Source organism: Bacillus sp. M6-12 (genome assembly GCF_002860285.1).
Lineage (GTDB): Bacteria > Bacillota > Bacilli > Bacillales > DSM-1321 > Peribacillus.
Map to the genome: position 1 here is coordinate 52,931 of NZ_PGVF01000013.1, position 16,880 is coordinate 69,810.

At 42.9% G+C, this 16,880-nt stretch carries 18 protein-coding genes, 1 tRNA gene, 1 pseudogene and 1 other annotated feature; of the genes and pseudogenes, 1 reads left to right on the top strand and 19 read right to left on the bottom strand.

Going from position 1 to position 16,880, the window contains the following annotated elements; all coding sequences use genetic code 11:
• The 10 genes and pseudogenes from leuC to CVD28_RS14730 all read right to left on the bottom strand — a co-directional run bounded on the left by leuC (position 1) and on the right by CVD28_RS14730 (position 10,355).
• Positions 1–1,425, bottom strand: coding sequence for a 3-isopropylmalate dehydratase large subunit (gene leuC / locus CVD28_RS14680; RefSeq protein ID WP_101593130.1), 1,425 nt, complete (start codon positions 1,423–1,425; stop codon positions 1–3).
• A 91-nt stretch (positions 1,426–1,516) separates the two neighbouring features.
• The gene (gene leuB, locus CVD28_RS14685; protein WP_101593131.1) at positions 1,517–2,629 is read right to left on the bottom strand and encodes a 3-isopropylmalate dehydrogenase; all 1,113 of its coding nucleotides are present in this window, start codon (positions 2,627–2,629) and stop codon (positions 1,517–1,519) included.
• A gap of 22 nt (positions 2,630–2,651) precedes the next feature.
• On the bottom strand, positions 2,652–4,187 hold the full coding sequence (locus tag CVD28_RS14690) for a 2-isopropylmalate synthase (RefSeq protein WP_257985876.1): 1,536 nt from the start codon (positions 4,185–4,187) through the stop codon (positions 2,652–2,654).
• Positions 4,174–5,199 carry a ketol-acid reductoisomerase gene (ilvC, locus tag CVD28_RS14695; RefSeq protein ID WP_101593133.1) on the bottom strand — a complete coding sequence of 342 codons (1,026 nt, stop codon included), beginning with the start codon at positions 5,197–5,199 and terminating at the stop codon, positions 4,174–4,176. The genes CVD28_RS14690 and ilvC overlap by 14 nt, the downstream gene beginning before the upstream one ends.
• A 52-nt stretch (positions 5,200–5,251) precedes the next feature.
• On the bottom strand, positions 5,252–5,770 hold the full coding sequence (gene ilvN, locus CVD28_RS14700; protein WP_101593134.1) for an acetolactate synthase small subunit: 519 nt from the start codon (positions 5,768–5,770) through the stop codon (positions 5,252–5,254).
• Complete coding sequence (ilvB, locus tag CVD28_RS14705; protein ID WP_101593135.1) at positions 5,767–7,485, bottom strand: acetolactate synthase large subunit; 1,719 nt, start codon at positions 7,483–7,485, stop codon at positions 5,767–5,769. The genes ilvN and ilvB overlap by 4 nt, the downstream gene beginning before the upstream one ends.
• A gap of 172 nt (positions 7,486–7,657) precedes the next feature.
• Positions 7,658–7,918: a binding site (T-box leader), on the bottom strand.
• A 3-nt stretch (positions 7,919–7,921) separates the two neighbouring features.
• Positions 7,922–8,827, bottom strand: a complete 906-nt coding sequence (gene ilvE / locus CVD28_RS14710) for a branched-chain-amino-acid transaminase (RefSeq protein ID WP_101593136.1) — start codon at positions 8,825–8,827, stop codon at positions 7,922–7,924.
• 398 nt (positions 8,828–9,225) lie between these two features.
• Positions 9,226–9,462, bottom strand: a complete 237-nt coding sequence (locus CVD28_RS14715; protein ID WP_101593137.1) for a YiaA/YiaB family inner membrane protein — start codon at positions 9,460–9,462, stop codon at positions 9,226–9,228.
• A gap of 149 nt (positions 9,463–9,611) precedes the next feature.
• Positions 9,612–10,067: pseudogene (locus CVD28_RS28830) on the bottom strand (FtsW/RodA/SpoVE family cell cycle protein); the annotation flags it as partial.
• Between the two features lie 18 nt (positions 10,068–10,085).
• The gene (locus tag CVD28_RS14730) at positions 10,086–10,355 is read right to left on the bottom strand and encodes a hypothetical protein (protein WP_101593140.1); all 270 of its coding nucleotides are present in this window, start codon (positions 10,353–10,355) and stop codon (positions 10,086–10,088) included.
• A gap of 142 nt (positions 10,356–10,497) precedes the next feature.
• Here CVD28_RS14730 and CVD28_RS14735 point away from each other — a divergent pair, with 142 nt between their 5' ends.
• Entirely contained in the window at positions 10,498–10,671 is a 174-nt protein-coding gene (locus CVD28_RS14735; RefSeq protein ID WP_101593141.1) for a YjfB family protein, read from the top strand.
• Positions 10,672–10,767: 96 nt separating this feature from the next.
• Here CVD28_RS14735 and CVD28_RS14740 read toward each other — a convergent pair.
• The 9 genes from CVD28_RS14740 to CVD28_RS14780 all read right to left on the bottom strand — a co-directional run bounded on the left by CVD28_RS14740 (position 10,768) and on the right by CVD28_RS14780 (position 16,813).
• Positions 10,768–10,841 (bottom strand) — tRNA-Arg (locus CVD28_RS14740).
• A gap of 265 nt (positions 10,842–11,106) precedes the next feature.
• Positions 11,107–11,619, bottom strand: a complete 513-nt coding sequence (locus CVD28_RS14745; RefSeq protein ID WP_101593142.1) for a metallophosphoesterase family protein — start codon at positions 11,617–11,619, stop codon at positions 11,107–11,109.
• Positions 11,616–12,233, bottom strand: coding sequence for an XTP/dITP diphosphatase (locus tag CVD28_RS14750; protein WP_101593143.1), 618 nt, complete (start codon positions 12,231–12,233; stop codon positions 11,616–11,618). Before CVD28_RS14750 ends, CVD28_RS14745 begins: the two co-directional genes overlap by 4 nt.
• A complete protein-coding gene (gene rph / locus CVD28_RS14755) occupies positions 12,230–12,988 on the bottom strand; it encodes a ribonuclease PH (RefSeq protein WP_101593144.1) in 759 nt (252 codons plus the stop codon). The genes CVD28_RS14750 and rph overlap by 4 nt, the downstream gene beginning before the upstream one ends.
• A gap of 122 nt (positions 12,989–13,110) precedes the next feature.
• Positions 13,111–14,187 (bottom strand): GerMN domain-containing protein, encoded by a 1,077-nt coding sequence (locus tag CVD28_RS14760; protein WP_101593145.1) that lies wholly within the window; start codon positions 14,185–14,187, stop codon positions 13,111–13,113.
• A gap of 234 nt (positions 14,188–14,421) precedes the next feature.
• Positions 14,422–15,228 carry a glutamate racemase gene (gene racE, locus CVD28_RS14765; protein ID WP_101593146.1) on the bottom strand — a complete coding sequence of 269 codons (807 nt, stop codon included), beginning with the start codon at positions 15,226–15,228 and terminating at the stop codon, positions 14,422–14,424.
• A gap of 1 nt (position 15,229) precedes the next feature.
• The gene (locus CVD28_RS14770; protein WP_101593147.1) at positions 15,230–15,685 is read right to left on the bottom strand and encodes a MarR family winged helix-turn-helix transcriptional regulator; all 456 of its coding nucleotides are present in this window, start codon (positions 15,683–15,685) and stop codon (positions 15,230–15,232) included.
• 275 nt (positions 15,686–15,960) lie between these two features.
• Positions 15,961–16,185 (bottom strand): spore germination transcription factor GerE, encoded by a 225-nt coding sequence (gene gerE / locus CVD28_RS14775; protein ID WP_101593148.1) that lies wholly within the window; start codon positions 16,183–16,185, stop codon positions 15,961–15,963.
• A 163-nt stretch (positions 16,186–16,348) separates the two neighbouring features.
• On the bottom strand, positions 16,349–16,813 hold the full coding sequence (locus CVD28_RS14780; RefSeq protein WP_101593149.1) for an acyl-CoA thioesterase: 465 nt from the start codon (positions 16,811–16,813) through the stop codon (positions 16,349–16,351).
• Positions 16,814–16,880: the final 67 nt, after the last annotated feature.

Here is a 16,880-nt window from a genome sequence, read left to right on the forward strand (position 1 = left end):
TTACTTAAATGCTTCATCCGCAATTTCGGCATTTATTTGGCGGATATCAACGAATCTGCCAAATAATGCGGCGGCTGCAGCCATGGAAGGGCTCACCAAATGTGTACGGGCACCAGTACCCTGCCTGCCTTCAAAATTTCGGTTAGACGTTGATGCGCAATGTTCTCCGGAAGGAACCACATCAGGATTCATACTTAAACACATACTGCAGCCCGATTCTCGCCACTCAAACCCTGCTTCCGTGAAAATTTTATCCAGACCCTCTTCTTCTGCTGATAATTTAACTCGCTGCGAGCCTGGAACGACTAATGCCCGGACCCCAGCCGCAACCTTTTGGCCTTTTACAACCTCAGCGGCCTGGCGCAAATCCTCCAGGCGGGAATTGGTGCAAGAACCGATAAACACATGCTGTACTGGAATATCAGTAATATCCATACCCTCTTCCAGACCCATATATTGCAGCGCACTCCGTAAAGATTTCTTGCTATCTTCCGTTTTTACTTCATTACTTGTCGGAATGCTGCCATCTACGGGGCTGCACATGCCCGGATTGGTACCCCAGCTTACCATTGGTGATATTTCGGATCCGTTTATCTCTAAGGAAAGATCATACTCCGCATCATCATCGCTTACGAGAGAGCTCCAATCCTTCACAGCTTTTTCAAATTCTTCTCCCTTCGGAGAATACTTTCTTCCAAGAAGATATGAATAAGTGGTTTCATCAGGAGCAACTAGCCCCGCCCGTGCACCGCCTTCAATTGACATATTACATACGGTCATTCTTTCTTCCATTGACATATTCCTGATTACATCACCGCAATATTCAATAATAAAGCCGGTTCCAAAATTAACGCCATATTTTGAGATAATATATAAAATAACATCCTTGGCGGTGACTCCGCGGCCTAAAGAGCCGTTTATCTCCAGCTTTAATGTCTTAGGTTTTGTTTGCCAAAGCGTTTGGGTAGCAAGAACATGTTCTACTTCACTTGTACCTATACCAAAGGCGATTGCTCCAAAGGCTCCGTGCGTCGAAGTATGGCTGTCACCGCAAACGATGGTCATCCCCGGCTTTGTTAAGCCAAGTTCAGGTCCAATTACGTGAACAATTCCCTGATCAGGACTATCCAAATCGGCAAGCGATATCGAAAATTCATCACAATTCTTTTTTAATGCTTCCAGCTGGGTGCGGGCCACTTCATCATGAATTAAATACCGGTTGACTGTCGGCACATTATGATCCATTGTCGCAAATGTTCTGTCCGGGCGTCTGACACTTCTTCCCTTAACACGGAGACCCTCAAAAGCCTGCGGCGACGTCACTTCATGGATGTAATGCAGATCGATATATAATAAATCAGGCTTACTTTCTTCCTTATAAACAATATGGCGGTCCCATATTTTTTCGATAATAGACTTGCCCATGGTTTTCCTCCTTTGAAAAGCGGAAGCGCCTTTGCCACATAGCAGCTAGGCGCCAGAGCTAAACATCTTTACTTGCATTGCCATTACAATTTTATGCGTAGGCACCCATGATTTGTATGATTGCTTCATTGTCCAAAATGGAAGTTTTGACCTGATCAACCATTTCTTTTGTTGATAGAACTTTTGATCCGTTGGCTGCAATGTCGCGTGTCCTGAAACCGGCATCAAGCACTTCCCGTACGGCACGTTCAATTTCCTCAGCTTCTTCTTCCAGACCGAAGGAAAGACGCAGCATTGAAGCAGCTGAAAGAATCGTTGCCAATGGGTTTGCGATATCCATTCCTGCAATGTCCGGAGCAGAGCCATGAATCGGTTCGTACATACTTGGTCCTCCAACCGAGAGGGAAGCGGAAGGCAGCATTCCAAGTGATCCTGTTAAAACGGAAGCCTCATCACTTAAAATATCTCCGAACATATTCTCTGTGACCACCACATCAAATTGTCTTGGGTTTCTGATCAGCTGCATGGCAGCATTGTCTACAAGCATATGCTCCAGTTCAACCTCTGGATATGAAGCTGCCACTTCTTCTGCTACCTCACGCCATAGCCTGCTGGATTCCAATACATTCGCCTTGTCAACTGAAGTAACTTTTCTTCTGCGGCCGCTGGCTACCTTAAAGGCAAGCTCAATAATCCGCTTAATTTCTTCCCGTTTATAAAATAAGGTATCTACTACCGCTTCTTTTCCTTCATGTGTGGTTCGTTCACTTGGCTTCCCAAAATACAGACCGCCTGTCAGCTCTCTCACAATAACCAAGTCAACCTCTTCAATAATTTCTTTCCTTAATGGGGATGCCTCCGATAAACTGGAATAATAGCTGATGGGCCTCAGATTCGCATACAGGTCCAGTTCCTTCCGGATTGCCAGCAGTCCTCTTTCCGGTCTTAAATAAGAAGGATTATTGTCCCATTTTGGACCTCCGACTGCTCCAAGAATGACAGCGTCACTGGTTTTGCATATTTCAATTGTCTCTTCCGGAAGGGGAGTTCCTGTTTCGTCGATGGCTCCGCCGCCAATAGAACCATATTGAAATTCAAATTCATGATTGTATCTTTCGGCAATCGCCTGGAGAATCTCGACCGCCCCTCTTGTCACTTCTTTTCCGATTCCATCGCCCGGCAGTACTGCAATTTTCCTTTTCATCGTAGCATCCCCTTTCATATATTTAAGGCTGTAAAACCGTTTCCCTATCATTTAAATAGATGACTCTGTTAACAGCATGGAGGTAGGCCTTAGCTGAGGCTTCCAAAACGTCCTGTGCAAGCCCGCGTCCGCTGGTTTCTACGCCTTCAAACTTCAATTTTACATAAACCTGTGCAAGTGCATCTCTTCCTGCGCCAACAGATTGGATTCGGTAATCCAAAAGATTGACCGTTCCATCAATGCTTCTTTCGAGAGTATTGTATAATGCCTCAATGCTTCCGGCTCCTGTCGCTGCTTCTTGGATCACTTCATTATTGCGCCCTGAAAGAGTGACCGTTGCCGTCGGTATCTGGCTTGTGCCGTAAACAACCTGGATAGATACTAATTCAAAAAATCTTTGATCCTTTGAAAGCTTTTCTTCAAGGACAAGAGCAGACAGGTCATCATCTGTCATTTCCTTTTTCTTGTCGGCCAGCTCTTTAAATTGGACAAACAATCTGTTAAGTTCTTCTTCTGTAACGCTCATTCCCAGCTCTTCCAGCCTGTTCTTAAATGCATGCCTGCCTGAGTGTTTCCCAAGCACCATCGAATTGATGGATACTCCCACAAGGTCAGGAGAAATGATTTCATATGTTGTTTTTTCCTTTAATACGCCATCCTGATGGATCCCGGATTCATGCGCAAATGCATTTCTTCCAATAACAGCTTTATTAGCCGGAATAACCATGCCTGTAAGCTTGCTGATCAGGCTGCTGGTGCGAGAAATTTCATTTAATTTCAGGCGTGTATTGGCCTGGTAATGATCAGCCCTGGTATGAAGCGCAACCGCTACCTCTTCCAATGCGGCATTTCCTGCCCTTTCACCAATTCCGTTAATCGTTCCCTCGACTTGCTCCGCCCCAGCTTCAATCGCTGCAAGCGAGTTCGCTGTCGCCATTCCCAAGTCATCATGGCAATGAGCGGAAAGCTTGACTTTATAAATAGAAGGAACATGTTCACGCAAGTATTTAAAAATGTTGCCATATTCAGCAGGAGGCAGGTACCCGACCGTATCCGGAATATTGATTACATTTGCACCTGCCTGAATGACAGCTTCGACGATTTCAGCAAGATATTCAAGCTCTGTTCTCCCAGCATCCTCGGCCGACCATTGGACAATCGGGAAGCGCTGTGCAGCGTACCGGACAGACCCAACTGCAATGTCAATGACTTCTTCTTTAGATTTTTTAAGCTTATACTCCCGGTGGATCGGGGAAGTGGCAATAAATGTATGAATTCTTGGCTCAGCGCCGTCCTTTAAAGCCTCCCAGGCTGCATCCAGATCGCTCTGTATAGAACGGGCGAGCCCGGTTACAGAGCAATTTCGGACGACTCTTGCTATCTCCTGAACAGAGGCGAAATCTCCTTTTGAGGAAGCCGGAAAACCGGCTTCAATTATATCTACGCCAAGGCGTTCCAGCTGCCTGGCAATTTCTATTTTTTCAGAAAAATTCAAGTTTACACCGGCTGATTGTTCACCATCACGTAAGGTAGTGTCGAATATATTAATTTTTCGCAACAGCTGCCACTTCTTTCTTCTTTTGCTGTTGGACGAAAGGCATCATTTTACGAAGCTCGCGTCCTACTGTTTCGATTGGATGTTCTTTTTCACTTTCATTAATTGCATTAAAGACAGGACGGTTAGCCTGATTTTCCAAAATCCAGCCCTTTGCAAACTCGCCTTTTTGGATGTCTGTTAAAACCTTTTTCATTTCTGCCTTGGACTGCTCATTCACTACACGCGGCCCGGAAACGAAATCACCCCATTGTGCTGTATCAGAAATCGAATATCTCATTCCTTCCAGTCCGCCCTCGTACATTAAGTCAACAATTAGCTTCAATTCATGCAAGCATTCAAAGTATGCAACCTCAGGCTGGTATCCTGCTTCAGTCAATGTTTCAAATCCGGCCTTTACAAGAGATGTTAATCCTCCGCAAAGCACCGCCTGTTCTCCAAACAGATCTGTTTCAGTTTCTTCTTTGAATGTAGTTTCAAGTGCTCCTGCTCTTAAAGCACCGATCCCTTTAGCATAGGCAAGAGCCAATTCCCTTGCTTCGCCAGTCACATCTTGATAAATAGCGAATAATGCGGGTACTCCAGCTTCCTGCTCATAGGTTCTGCGTACCAGATGCCCCGGCCCCTTTGGTGCAACAAGCAGGACGTCTACATCAGCAGGAGGAACCACCTGATGGAAATGAATATTAAACCCGTGAGCGAACATCAAAGCATGGCCTTCTCTTAAAGCAGGTTCGATTTCTTCCTTATATACCTTCGGCTGCATTTCGTCCGGAAGCAAGATCATTACAACATCGGAAGCTTCAACTGCTTCGCCCACAGGGTAAACCTGGAAGCCATCCTGAACTGCCTTCTCCCATGACTTTCCTGGCCTTAATCCAATGACTACTTCCACACCGCTGTCACGAAGGTTTTGTGCATGAGCGTGTCCCTGGGAACCATATCCGACAACTGCCACCCTTTTATTCTGAAAAAATGCTGTATTGCCTTCTGCGTTATAATATACCTTTGCCATTAAAAATCTCTCCCTTTTCCATTTGTTTGTTTGATTTGAAATTTATTTATAATTACAAAATTGATACTATTTTATTTGCCTGGCTGCTCCGCTGGGTGCCTCGCAGGAAGGCTGTCGTTCCGGTACGTGCCAGCTCTTTAATGCCATATGGTTTTAGAAGTTCAATAAAAGCTTCAATCTTATCGGATTCTCCTGTTATCTGGATGGTCAAATTGTCCTTGCTTACATCAATTACTGAAGCCCTAAACGGTTCAATAAAGGAGTATAGTTCCGCCCTTGTCTGAGGGTTGACCGTTACTTTTATCAGGGCGAGTTCTCTCGCAACAATGGATTGCCCTGTAATATCGGAAACCTTTAAAATATCAACCTGCTTGTTTAGCTGTTTCGTAATCTGTTCAATGTCCTTTTCATCCTCAGCCTGAACAACAACTGTAATGCGAGAGATGTCTTCCTGTTCAGAATGCCCTACCGTAATGCTTTCGATATTATAGCTTCTTTTAGAAAATAGATTGGTAATCCGGTTAAGTACGCCTGGCCTGTTTAGAACGGTCAGGGAGATAATTCCTTTCATGGCTTTACCCCTTCCATTTCATGTAACCCTTTTCCTGGCGCGATCATTGGATATACATTTTCGCCAGGTTCAACCCGCAAATCTACCAGTACTGGTTCATTCAGTGCAAATGCCTGCTGGAGTGCTGCTTTTGCCTCCTCTTCTGTAGATCCCTGGAACGCCTTTATTCCATAAGCGTCCGCCAGCTTCACGAATGATGGCTGTACCTGAAACAGGCTATGAGAATAACGTTCCTTATAAAACAGCTCCTGCCACTGCCTCACCATCCCTAACGCCTGGTTGTTTACAATGATGATTTTAATAGGAAGCTTCATCTCCGCTATTACCGCCAGCTCCTGGTTTGTCATCTGGAAGCCAGCGTCGCCTACCACCGCGATTACCGTCTTTTTCGGTTCAGCAATTTGGGCGCCAATCGCTGCAGGAACACAGAACCCCATTGTTCCAAGCCCTCCTGAAGTTACCCATGCATGAGGCTTATTGAATGTATAATACTGGGCGGCCCACATTTGATGCTGGCCTACATCAGTAACAACGACTGCGTCGCCTTTGGTGTATTCATGGAGCAGCTCTATTACCTTTTGAGGCTTCAGATTCTCGCTCTCGGTATCATACCAATACGGACATTCTGCTTTCCATTCTGTTATTCTAACCAGCCATTCATCAGATTCAGCCTTCTTGCCATTTTGTTCAACTAGCTGGGAGAGGGCCTCCTTTGCATCTCCGACGACAGGTATTTTCGTTGGTACATTCTTGCCGATCTCTGCCGGGTCAATATCTATATGGGCGACAGTTGCCTTTTTGGCAAAATGCGTCAGGTTTCCAGTCAGCCGGTCATCAAATCTTGCCCCGACACTGATTAATAAATCACACTCAGACAAGGCCATGTTGGCTGCGTATTCACCATGCATGCCGGCCATTCCGACAAAAAGTCTGTGATCGGCTGGAAAACCGCCAAGTCCAAGCAAAGTATGAACGACCGGTATACCCTGCTGTTCAGCATAAGCTTTCAGCGTTTCAGATGCTTTAGCGTGAAGGACACCTGCTCCCGCAAGAATAACAGGCCTTTTTGCGCCGGATACTGCTTCAACAAGCTTTCTGATTTGAAGGTAGTTCGGCTGGATTTTAGGCTGATAGCCAGGCAGGTAAAGTTCCGGATCTTCCTCCGCTTCCCCCTCCAGGACTGCCATATCCTTCGGAATATCGATCAGCACTGGACCAGGTCTTCCGCTAGCCGCAATATAAAAGGCTTCTTTAACCATCCGCGGAATATCTGAAGGCTTTCTTACCTGGTAATTATGTTTAGTTATTGGGGTGGTTATCCCGAGAACATCCGCCTCCTGAAAGGCATCCGTGCCGATTACATTTGTCGCAACCTGGCCTGTAAATACTACTAAAGGAATGGAATCAATCATTGCATCTGCAAGACCTGTGACAATGTTTGTGGCTCCAGGTCCGGATGTCGCAATAACAACTCCTGGCTTTCCGGTAATTCTTGCATATCCCTCAGCAGCGTGGATGGATCCTTGCTCATGCCGGCAAAGGATATGTGGTATTCCGGCGTCGTAGAGCTTATCGTAGATAGGAAGTACAGCCCCTCCTGGATAACCGAATATGACTTCTACATTTTGCTTTCGTAGCGCTTCCATCAAAAAATCGGCACCGGCTTTTTTGGTTTTTTCACCCTTCTTTTCTGGAAGTACTGTCTTTTGATTCATTTCTTTGCCTCCCCAATAACTTTTCATTACTTCTTAACAAGCAGCCGACTTAATCATTAATGTAAACTCTTTGAAGCTACTTAGATGATTGGCTATTCTTTAAGTTTGCTAATGCTGTAAAAAAACAATATAAAAAGCCCCTCCACCCGCATACGCCTGCCTCAAGCAAGCTAGAAGGGGTGAAAAGGCTTTGGGAACCAATCCACGGTACCACCCTTGATTCGCGCTTAAAAAGATGCGCGCACTTATGGACAGCTTTTGCTATCCGTTTTGATAACGGGTGATGGTATTCACCCGTTCAGCTCTACTCGATTGCTTTCAAGCTGAAACTCCGAGGTGAGTTCATTTTCCAGCTGCATGGCCGGCTCTCAGCAACCCCGGCTCTCTGTACCTGCTTTTCTGGAAAACTACTTATCCTCATCTACGTTTTGCGATATTAAATGACTTGTTTGGCATCCTCCGGATAATAGACCGGTACGCCATCTTCAACTACTTTTTTCCTGAATACTTCAAGCAGCTTTTTCGTTGTCTCTCCAGGTACACCGTCGCCAATCGTCCGCCCATCAACCTTGATGACGGCGATGACTTCAGCAGCGGTACCTGTCAAGAAAACCTCGTCAGCCACATAGACATCATGCCTTGTAAAAGCCTCTTCCTTCATTTCATAGCCTAATTCCTTGGCAATTTCGATAATGGCACTGCGGGTTATCCCTTCCAGTGCTCCGATATAACCAGGCGGTGTATAAATGCATCCTTTTTTCACAATAAAAACATTATCGGCCGATCCTTCAGCTACATACCCTTGGTCGTTTAACATTAAAGCTTCACTTACATTAGCAAGATGGGCTTCAATTCTAACCAATACATTATTCAAATAATTCAGTGATTTCACCATAGGACTTAACACATCCGGACGATTCCGTCTGGTCGCTACAGTTACAATTTCAATTCCCGTCTCATAAAGATGTTTTGGGAAGATGGCCAGCGGTTCAACAATGATGACAATACTTGGAGCTTTACATTTATATGGATCCAGGCCAAGATCTCCAACACCTCTGGAAATCACTAGCCTGATATAGGCATCTTTAATGTTATTTCTTGCTACTGTCTCCAGGACTATTTCAGTCAATTCTTCCTTGGTATGAGGAATGTTAAGCATAATGGACTTTCCTGACTGGTACAGGCGATCCATATGTTCCTCCATTCTGTAGACATTTCCGCTATATACTCGAATTCCTTCGAAAATTCCGTCTCCGTATAAAAAGCCGTGGTCGTAAACAGAAACTTTTGCATCTTCTTTTTTTACGAACTCGCCATTTAAATAGATCCATTGTTCCGACACAGAAGCCACTCCTTTGCAGTTAAAAAGCTTTAAATCGATAAAGCGAAAAAATATACCTTTTACCGGGGAAAATTATATCGGACTTTTAATCCCGCCCTGGTTGTATTCTTGGTGAGCCATCCCTTATTTGTGGACTATATTACGCCCATTTTTTAGGGGAGTCAATACTATTTTTATGAATTATTTGACTATTTAGATTTATTAATTATTTTGTATCCGCTTACATCCGCATTAGGACAGCAATAGTTATCTTGAAAAATTTTTTTGATTTTCTAAATTTCTTATGTACATCGCTGCTCTAAGCTGCCATCCAGGTCCTTACTAATCACGCCCTTATTTTCGACAAATTTGTGAACAACAAAAAAAGATGGAAGGTAAGCGCCATCTTTTTAGGTTCATTACATATCGTTATTTTGTTTCGTATACTCATCGTCTTCCTGATTATCACGTACAACCTTTGCAACCGTAAAGGAAGAAATAATTACACCAATCGTTCCCATTAAATAATAGCCTTTTACCATCAGCGGTTCTTCTAATGTATATAACCCTATCAATATAAGACCGGTAAAAAGAATCAATCCGAACCAGGCTAACATGGTAAAGGCCGGAGTATTTCTACGGCGATATTTTGCCATCCAATTTCAACCTCCTTTTCCATAAATTATATTACAAACTATTCCTCATGTTCTACAATTAACTCTAAAATTAGCATAATAAATGGTCGCAGGTAAATGCGGCCAATATCTTATCTAGTCATAATATTGTCAGGCATATAGAGGTCCTTTCACCGATAAACACTTAATACAATACCAACTGCCATGGCATTTAGAAGCATAGACATAGTTCCATAGCTTATAAACGGAAGCGAAACAGCAGTTATCGGTACTAAACCTATAACCATTCCCACGTTGATTATTAAAGGATAACAATATAAGGCAAGACAGCCGCTTATCATAACTTTTCCAGATGTATCCTATATATTGCGGTTTAACGATTGCATTCTGAAAGCAACAATCAACAAGAGAAGGATGATAACAGAAGCCGCAGCCCACCCAAACGAATATGTCAGTGTAACAAAAACAAAATCCGTATGGCTGCCAGGCAAGCCTATCCCCTCTTTGGGAACGTTATGGCCAAACCGGCCAGCTTCAGACATTAACTTATTAACTTTTAGATACAAAAACCCACTGCTTTGCGGATTCTCCTCCGGATATAGAAAAGCAGTGATCCTGGCCCTTTGATATTCCTTTGCATATGCCTATGTTAACACGCCTCCAAGGGCTATAAAAATCGCTCCGGCCGATGAGACAATCAAAGCAGCCTTTCTTCCGTATTTACTGTGCCACAACATAACAAATAGCCCTGTAGCATTTAACGAAATCTCCTGAGTTAAATCCTCGGCCGCAGTTTTAATGCCTGCATAAGAATATGCGAGCCTCAGCACATCCTGCCCGGACATTTTCATAATGTCATCAAGCAGCGCTTCAGTGTCCCCTATTTCCATGGCCTCAAGCACAAATTCTTCCAAACCTCTCACCTCTCTTGATATCTATTTGACGAGTCCCACTTACAAAAAGTTTTTCATTTTTGCAGACGACTGTAAATAGATACCACTCTAAAATTTATTTTATAAAAAACGAACCGATATAAGAAACAGGAGGTGTAGTAATTTGGGTATTGCTTCATTGTCAATTGGCATGAGCCAGGCTTCACTTGGCCAAAAAGTAAGTTTAGCTTTAACAAAAAAAATTATGGACACATCACGGCAAAACGCAAATCAAATGGTAGAGATGATGCAAGCTCCGCATCCTTCATTGGGCAAATCAATAGATTTAAAGGGGTAACAATTTAGAGAAATGCATTCCGCATTCGGATGCATTTCCCTTTCAGTTTACGCAAAAAAAAAGAAAACCCCAAATGAGGTTTTCTTTCTGCATTAGCGTCCCAGGAGAGATTCGAACTCCCGACCGACGGCTTAGAAGGCCGTTGCTCTATCCAGCTGAGCTACTGGGACATTATGAAATTTAATTAATAAATTTGTGCTTACATTTTGAGCGTCGTCCTGATCTCAGGAAGTAATTGCAAGATGCGGCTCGATCAGTACGCTGCAGATTATTCAGGAAGCATATTCGATCGTGCTCTATCCAGCTCATATTATTGTAACCTGAAAATGATTTTTTCAAGGACATTTTTCATTATAGTACCATAGTTTACGAAAGTCAATATCATTTTTGAACAATAGACAGAAAGAATTTTACTCTCTGTCTATTGTTACTATATCAATCAAAAATATACTTCTTGCTCAATACATCAACTGAATTTCCTTCGGTATCGTAGTAGTTCACTTTTATTTCATTGCTGTTTACTTCTAAGATCACGTATGTTTTTTCAGGCCCCTGCTTCGGGAGACGGATGCTTCCCGGGTTGATGAAGATGGTATCGCCAATCATTTCTGAACCAGCAATATGGGAATGGCCAAAGCAAGCGATTTGGGCATTTTCTTCTTGCGCTTTATAAGACAAATTCATCAGCGTCATTTTAACATTGTAAAGGTGTCCATGGGTAATAAAAAAACGGAATCCTGCCAAGTCCTGTGATATATGCTCAGGATAGTTGCCCTCAAAGTCACAATTTCCCCTTACTGCAAGGAACCCAGACATCTCCAGGCTTCCATAAGACAGTTCAGAATCTCCGCAATGGATCATTCCCGCTACTTCATTGCGGTGTCTAACCTTGATTCTGCTGACTTCATCAGTTAAGCCATGGCTGTCACTCATGATTAACACTTTCATTTCTCTTCCTCTTCCGTTTGCAAGAAAGTCTCTAACAGGCCTTCCAGCTTTTTCAAAGCAACAGCCCGATGGCTGATCGCATTTTTCTCTTCTTTCTCTAATTCAGCCATCGTTTTCCCTTTTTCCTCAACGAAAAAAACCGGATCGTACCCAAAACCGTTTGTTCCTGAGGGAGTTTCCGTAATCCTGCCTTCTACTGTGCCTGCAACCGTTACAGTTTCCTGATTAGGTGAAGCAAGCGCCAGGGCGCAATAAAAGCGGGCTGTTCGCTCCATTTGCGGCACATCTTTCAGCTCCCTCAGGACCTTTTCGGTATTTGCAGCGTCATTTTTTTCCTCACCGGCATAGCGGGCAGAATACACGCCCGGCCTGCCATCCAGAGCATCGACAATCAAGCCTGAATCGTCGCCTATCACGATAGTGCCAATTTGCCTAGCAATTGTTTCTGCCTTTAGAATCGCATTTTCCTCAAATGTGATGCCTGTTTCCTCTACATCAATAGAACCTTCTATATCAAGCAGGGTTTGTACATTGTAGCCCTTTGGCAAAAACAAGCTTTCAAACTCTTTTGCTTTTCCTATGTTTTTTGTTGCAATCAATACAGTTTTCTTCATGCCTGTCCCTCTGCAGCAGCTGGTATTTTATCTGCAATTTCACCAAGTGCTTTCCGCTGGATTTCAAATAAATTCATTAATCCTTGCTGGGCTGCATCCAGCATCTGCTGTAACTGATTGTATGAGAACGTTGCCTCTTCGCCTGTCCCCTGAAGCTCTACAAATTCTCCGCTTCCCGTCATGATAATATTCATGTCTACAAGAGCCGCTGAGTCCTCAACATAATTTAAATCAAGCACAACGCCCTGATTCTCGACAATCCCAACACTAGTGGCTGCCAAATAATCCTTTATTGGGAACTTGGAAATTCTTTTTTCTGTATGTAATTTATTCAGTGCTATTGATATCGCGACAAATGCTCCTGTTATGGAAGCCGTCCTTGTACCGCCATCAGCCTGAATAACATCACAGTCAACCCATATCGTTTTTTCACCAAGTGCCTGCAGGTCGACAATGGCTCTGAGTGCACGGCCGATGAGCCTCTGTATTTCCATAGTGCGCCCGGTTATTTTCCCTTTCGCCGCTTCCCTGATCGTACGCTGGTTTGTAGCTCTCGGCAGCATGGAATACTCAGCTGTAATCCAGCCCTTTCCCTGCCCTCTCATAAAGGGAGGTACCCGGTCTTCAATGCTTGCCGTACAAATCACCTTTGTATCACCAACAGTGATTAAAACAGAGCCTTCAGGGTGCTTCAAATAATTTGTATCAATATGTATCTCTCTCAATTGATTATGTACCCGTCCATCATTCCGCATAAATAAAGAGCCTCCTGTGCTACCGGCTTTCTGAATACAGCCAATATCAATTTACAAACAAAGAAGAGGCGGCTTCCGCCAACCCCCGCTTTATACTATATAGTATATCAAAAAATATTTTTTTAAAAACTGCCAGTGTTGACTTTTTCTGGACGCATCACAGGTTCAGAAAGCGGTTTTCCATCTTCTTTCACCAGCTCTGCCTTCCCATTGACCTTAATTTCAACGCTTTCAATCCCTGGTTGTTCTGTTAGTGACAGTACTAGAGCATCGAGCATTTGGCTGGAAACCTTATTTTTTTCCTTAAAGCTGCCTGAAATAGATTCATTAAAATTTAATGTAACCTTACCGTCTGCTACCTTTGGCGTATCGACAAGCTTAACATCCGGCATAAATAAATTCTCCAGGCTAGAAGCGTAAGAAGGACCTTTGACCAGTTCATCAATGGCAGCTGCCACATTATCCTTTTTTGTTTCACTGACCCTGCGTGTAACAGGCACGTAATAATAGTTGTCCTCTTCCCCGCCAATATAATAAACAGTCAGGGCTTTGGTATTAGTAATATCTGCAACATTTTGAACATCAAGATTTATACCATGTGCTCTTGTAACACCTTCAGACACTGGAGTGCCATTTACAGGCATTTCATTTACATCGTGACCATTTATTCTCAGCTTAACCTTTTTCACGGAATCGAATTGAGTCAGTGTCCAAGTAATGGCCTGCAGAATGCGTTCTTCATCCTCTGCTTTATACTCTGAAAACTCTTTGGAAAAATCGGCAATTGCCTCTCCATTTTTAATATTTACATTTACCTCTGTACCAGCTGGAAGCACTGCACGGAAGCCATTTGGGAGCATTTCCTCAACAGGGCCGTTTGAAACAAGATATTCCAAGGCTTGTTTAGCTACCCCTTCCAACTTAGGCAGCGCCATTGTCTGGGGTACAACATAGCCGTTTTTATCAATTAAATAAAGCTCCGTTTTTACAGTCCCTTGTGCAGCTTCCTTATTTGATGTCTGCTCGGCTTTACCTTTATCCTCACTCTTATCCAGTGATTCAGCATCCTCCACATAAGAAACAGCTTTTGGCGGATCTATTTTCTTGACCTCTTCTCCTCCAAATAAACCGCATCCAGTCAACAGTACAGAAGATGCAAGAATCGTAGTAGCTATCGTTCCTTTTGTCACTTTGGACATTACAAATCCCTCCCAAGACAGTTTGTACTACTATTTATACGAGCCCTCAGGTATTTTAGACCGATTTCAAAAAATATAATAATAAAAATGCCATATAAAAAATCGACGTGCTGGAGCCATTTATAAACAAAACACACTGCTCTCGTTATCCGCAGGTCTGGAATTAAAATCTCTTTATTAATGAAAAAAATCCCCTGCCATTTGGCAGAGGATTGTTGTTTTCTTCATTCAGTTTCAGAACTGTTCAAACAGCTTGACAGTGATCACTTCTTCAATTGGCCTCTCCAGCCACGAAGAAGCAATTTTACGGAAAATTTTCTTTGATCCTGTTGTAAAGAAACGGTACTCGGGTAGTTCGCTGCTTGTGTTCAGCAGCCCATTGTGCTGCAGGATCACACTGGCTTCCCTGGCCGTTTCCTCACCCGAAGAAATCACCTTAGTACTGGGACCCATATAATTGCTGATTACTGGACCTAAAAGCGGATAATGGGTACATCCCAGAATAAGTGTATCGAGATTTTTCGACTTCAGGGGGCGAAGTGTTTCGGCCACCACTTTTTTCACTATGGATCCCTGGAATTCACCGCTTTCCACAATCGGGACAAATTTCGGGCAGGCAAGACTTTCTACAGACACCCGCTGATTGATAGATTGCAATGCTTTTTTATAAGCCTCGCTTTTCACTGTGCCCTCCGTTCCAATGACACCTACACGGAGAGTACGTGATGCCTTAAGTGCAGCCCTTGCTCCAGGATGGATAACACCCAGAACAGGAATTGGCAGCCCTTCCTTTATTTCCTCCAGCACTGCTGCTGTAGCAGTATTGCATGCTATGATCAGCATTTTAATATCATATTTTAATAAGTAACGGGTTATTTCCCATGTAAATTGCTTTACTTCTTCCATTGGCCGAGGCCCATAGGGGCACCTTGCCGTATCTCCCATATACAGGATATTTTCGTTTGGCAGCTGTCGCATTATTTCTTTCGCAACCGTTAGCCCGCCTACTCCTGAATCAATTATGCCAATTGCTTGTTTCAACTCATTCGTCTCTCATTTCTTGGTGTAGTTTAATTAAATTTCGCTTAAGAGAAGCTATTTCCTCGTTATTATGATCAGTCAATACTGCATTTAAATAATCCTGGCGCTTTTTGATAACTTCATCGATAATTCGCTTTCCTTCTTGCAGTAAATGGATTCTGACAACACGGCGGTCATTTTCATCCTTAACTCTCATTAATAATTCATTCTTTTCCATACGGTCCACTAAGTCGGTAGTTGTGCTGAATGCTAAATACATCTTATTGGAAAGCTCCCCAATTGTCATGTCTCCATCCTCAAACAGCCATTGCAGCGCGATAAATTGAGGTGGAGTGATTTTATAATTGCTTAGTATTTCCCGCCCCTTTTGCTTTATGATGGATGAAATGTAGCGTAACTCTTTCTCTATCTCAGCAACATCTTTGCTATTGCTAGTTATTGGATGAACTTCATTCATTCTCTCCACAGCTCCCTATTCCTTCTTTAGCAGACTCATTATTCTTATTGTGTAATAAAATACAGTAAATTTCAAGGCGAATGATCTTTATTAAAGTTATCAATTATTTCTAAAAGTTTGTTCAAAAAAAAGTAAGATGGCAGGAGTGTTTTTTAGCGCATGTGGAAATACACAATACGCCTTACATCTCCGTTCCATCTTACTGCTAAAATTTAAAACTATACGACGATTATTTTTTTCACCCTGCCAGAGGCAAGAATACACCGACAAAAACACTAAAGCTCAAGCTCGCCCATACGAAGGAGCTCTACTACAGCTTGTGATCGCCCTTTAACTCCAAGCTTTTGCATAGCATTCGAAATGTGATTCCGAACGGTTTTTTCGCTGATAAACAATTCACCTGCAATTTCTTTTGTGGTTTTGTCTTGAACTAATAACTCAAATACTTCTCTTTCTCTTTTGGTGAGTAATGGCTTATGAGTGAATTCGTTCTCCTTCAAGTATTGTAACCCTCCTTGCCTTCACCAGCGTAAACCCGGAATGGGTATCTATTTAGTCATCATATCTTATGTGAAAGACAGGAATGTCGTGACTGGTTTTAAACAAAAACTTCTTGCATTAGGAGGAGTCCGTTACAACAGTTTGGATAGAAAATTTATGAAATTAAATTTTGCAGTTTTCTTCAGTCTGCAGGAGTGCTTTTGCTTCGTCCGTCCACTTTACAGGTTTACCTGTATAACGTGAAATTTGTACCATTGTCCCTCTTCCGGTAAAGCAGATAGTTCCGTCCTGCTTTTTACCCATATAATGAACATCTACAGAGGAAGAGCCCACATTGTTGGCCTTAACATATACCAATAAAGTTTCATCGAAAAATACTTGCTTAAGAAAATCGCATTGGAGATCGGCCACCACAGGAATTGTTTCATTATTGCTGCTCACCCAGTCCTGCATTAAACCAAGACTTTTAAAAAACTCAATCCGAGCTTCTTCAAAATAAGTAAATGGAACGGTATTGTTTAAATGTCCAAACATATCTGTTTCTGAAAAACGCACTTTCACTTCATTATAGAATTTAAATGTTTGCTCCCACTCTTCGATATTAGGTATATATGTAATTTTGCTCAAAACAGATGAACCCCTTTCCATTGAATGAGTACTCACTCATATTTTAATAGATTAGCTTAATGAATGA

Excerpts from the sequence above, each read along its gene's own strand:
- leuC (WP_101593130.1), bottom strand. The coding sequence starts at position 1,425 with ATGGGCAAGTCTATTATCGAAAAAATATGGGACCGCCATATTGTTTAT.
- leuB (WP_101593131.1), bottom strand. The coding sequence starts at position 2,629 with ATGAAAAGGAAAATTGCAGTACTGCCGGGCGATGGAATCGGAAAAGAA.
- ilvC (WP_101593133.1), bottom strand. The coding sequence starts at position 5,199 with ATGGCAAAGGTATATTATAACGCAGAAGGCAATACAGCATTTTTTCAG.
- ilvN (WP_101593134.1), bottom strand. The coding sequence starts at position 5,770 with ATGAAAGGAATTATCTCCCTGACCGTTCTAAACAGGCCAGGCGTACTT.
- ilvB (WP_101593135.1), bottom strand. The coding sequence starts at position 7,485 with ATGAATCAAAAGACAGTACTTCCAGAAAAGAAGGGTGAAAAAACCAAA.
- CVD28_RS14715 (WP_101593137.1), bottom strand. The coding sequence starts at position 9,462 with ATGGCAAAATATCGCCGTAGAAATACTCCGGCCTTTACCATGTTAGCC.
- CVD28_RS14745 (WP_101593142.1), bottom strand. The coding sequence starts at position 11,619 with ATGAAAGTGTTAATCATGAGTGACAGCCATGGCTTAACTGATGAAGTC.
- CVD28_RS14750 (WP_101593143.1), bottom strand. The coding sequence starts at position 12,233 with ATGAAGAAAACTGTATTGATTGCAACAAAAAACATAGGAAAAGCAAAA.
- rph (WP_101593144.1), bottom strand. The coding sequence starts at position 12,988 with ATGCGGAATGATGGACGGGTACATAATCAATTGAGAGAGATACATATT.
- CVD28_RS14760 (WP_101593145.1), bottom strand. The coding sequence starts at position 14,187 with ATGTCCAAAGTGACAAAAGGAACGATAGCTACTACGATTCTTGCATCT.
- CVD28_RS14770 (WP_101593147.1), bottom strand. The coding sequence starts at position 15,685 with ATGAATGAAGTTCATCCAATAACTAGCAATAGCAAAGATGTTGCTGAG.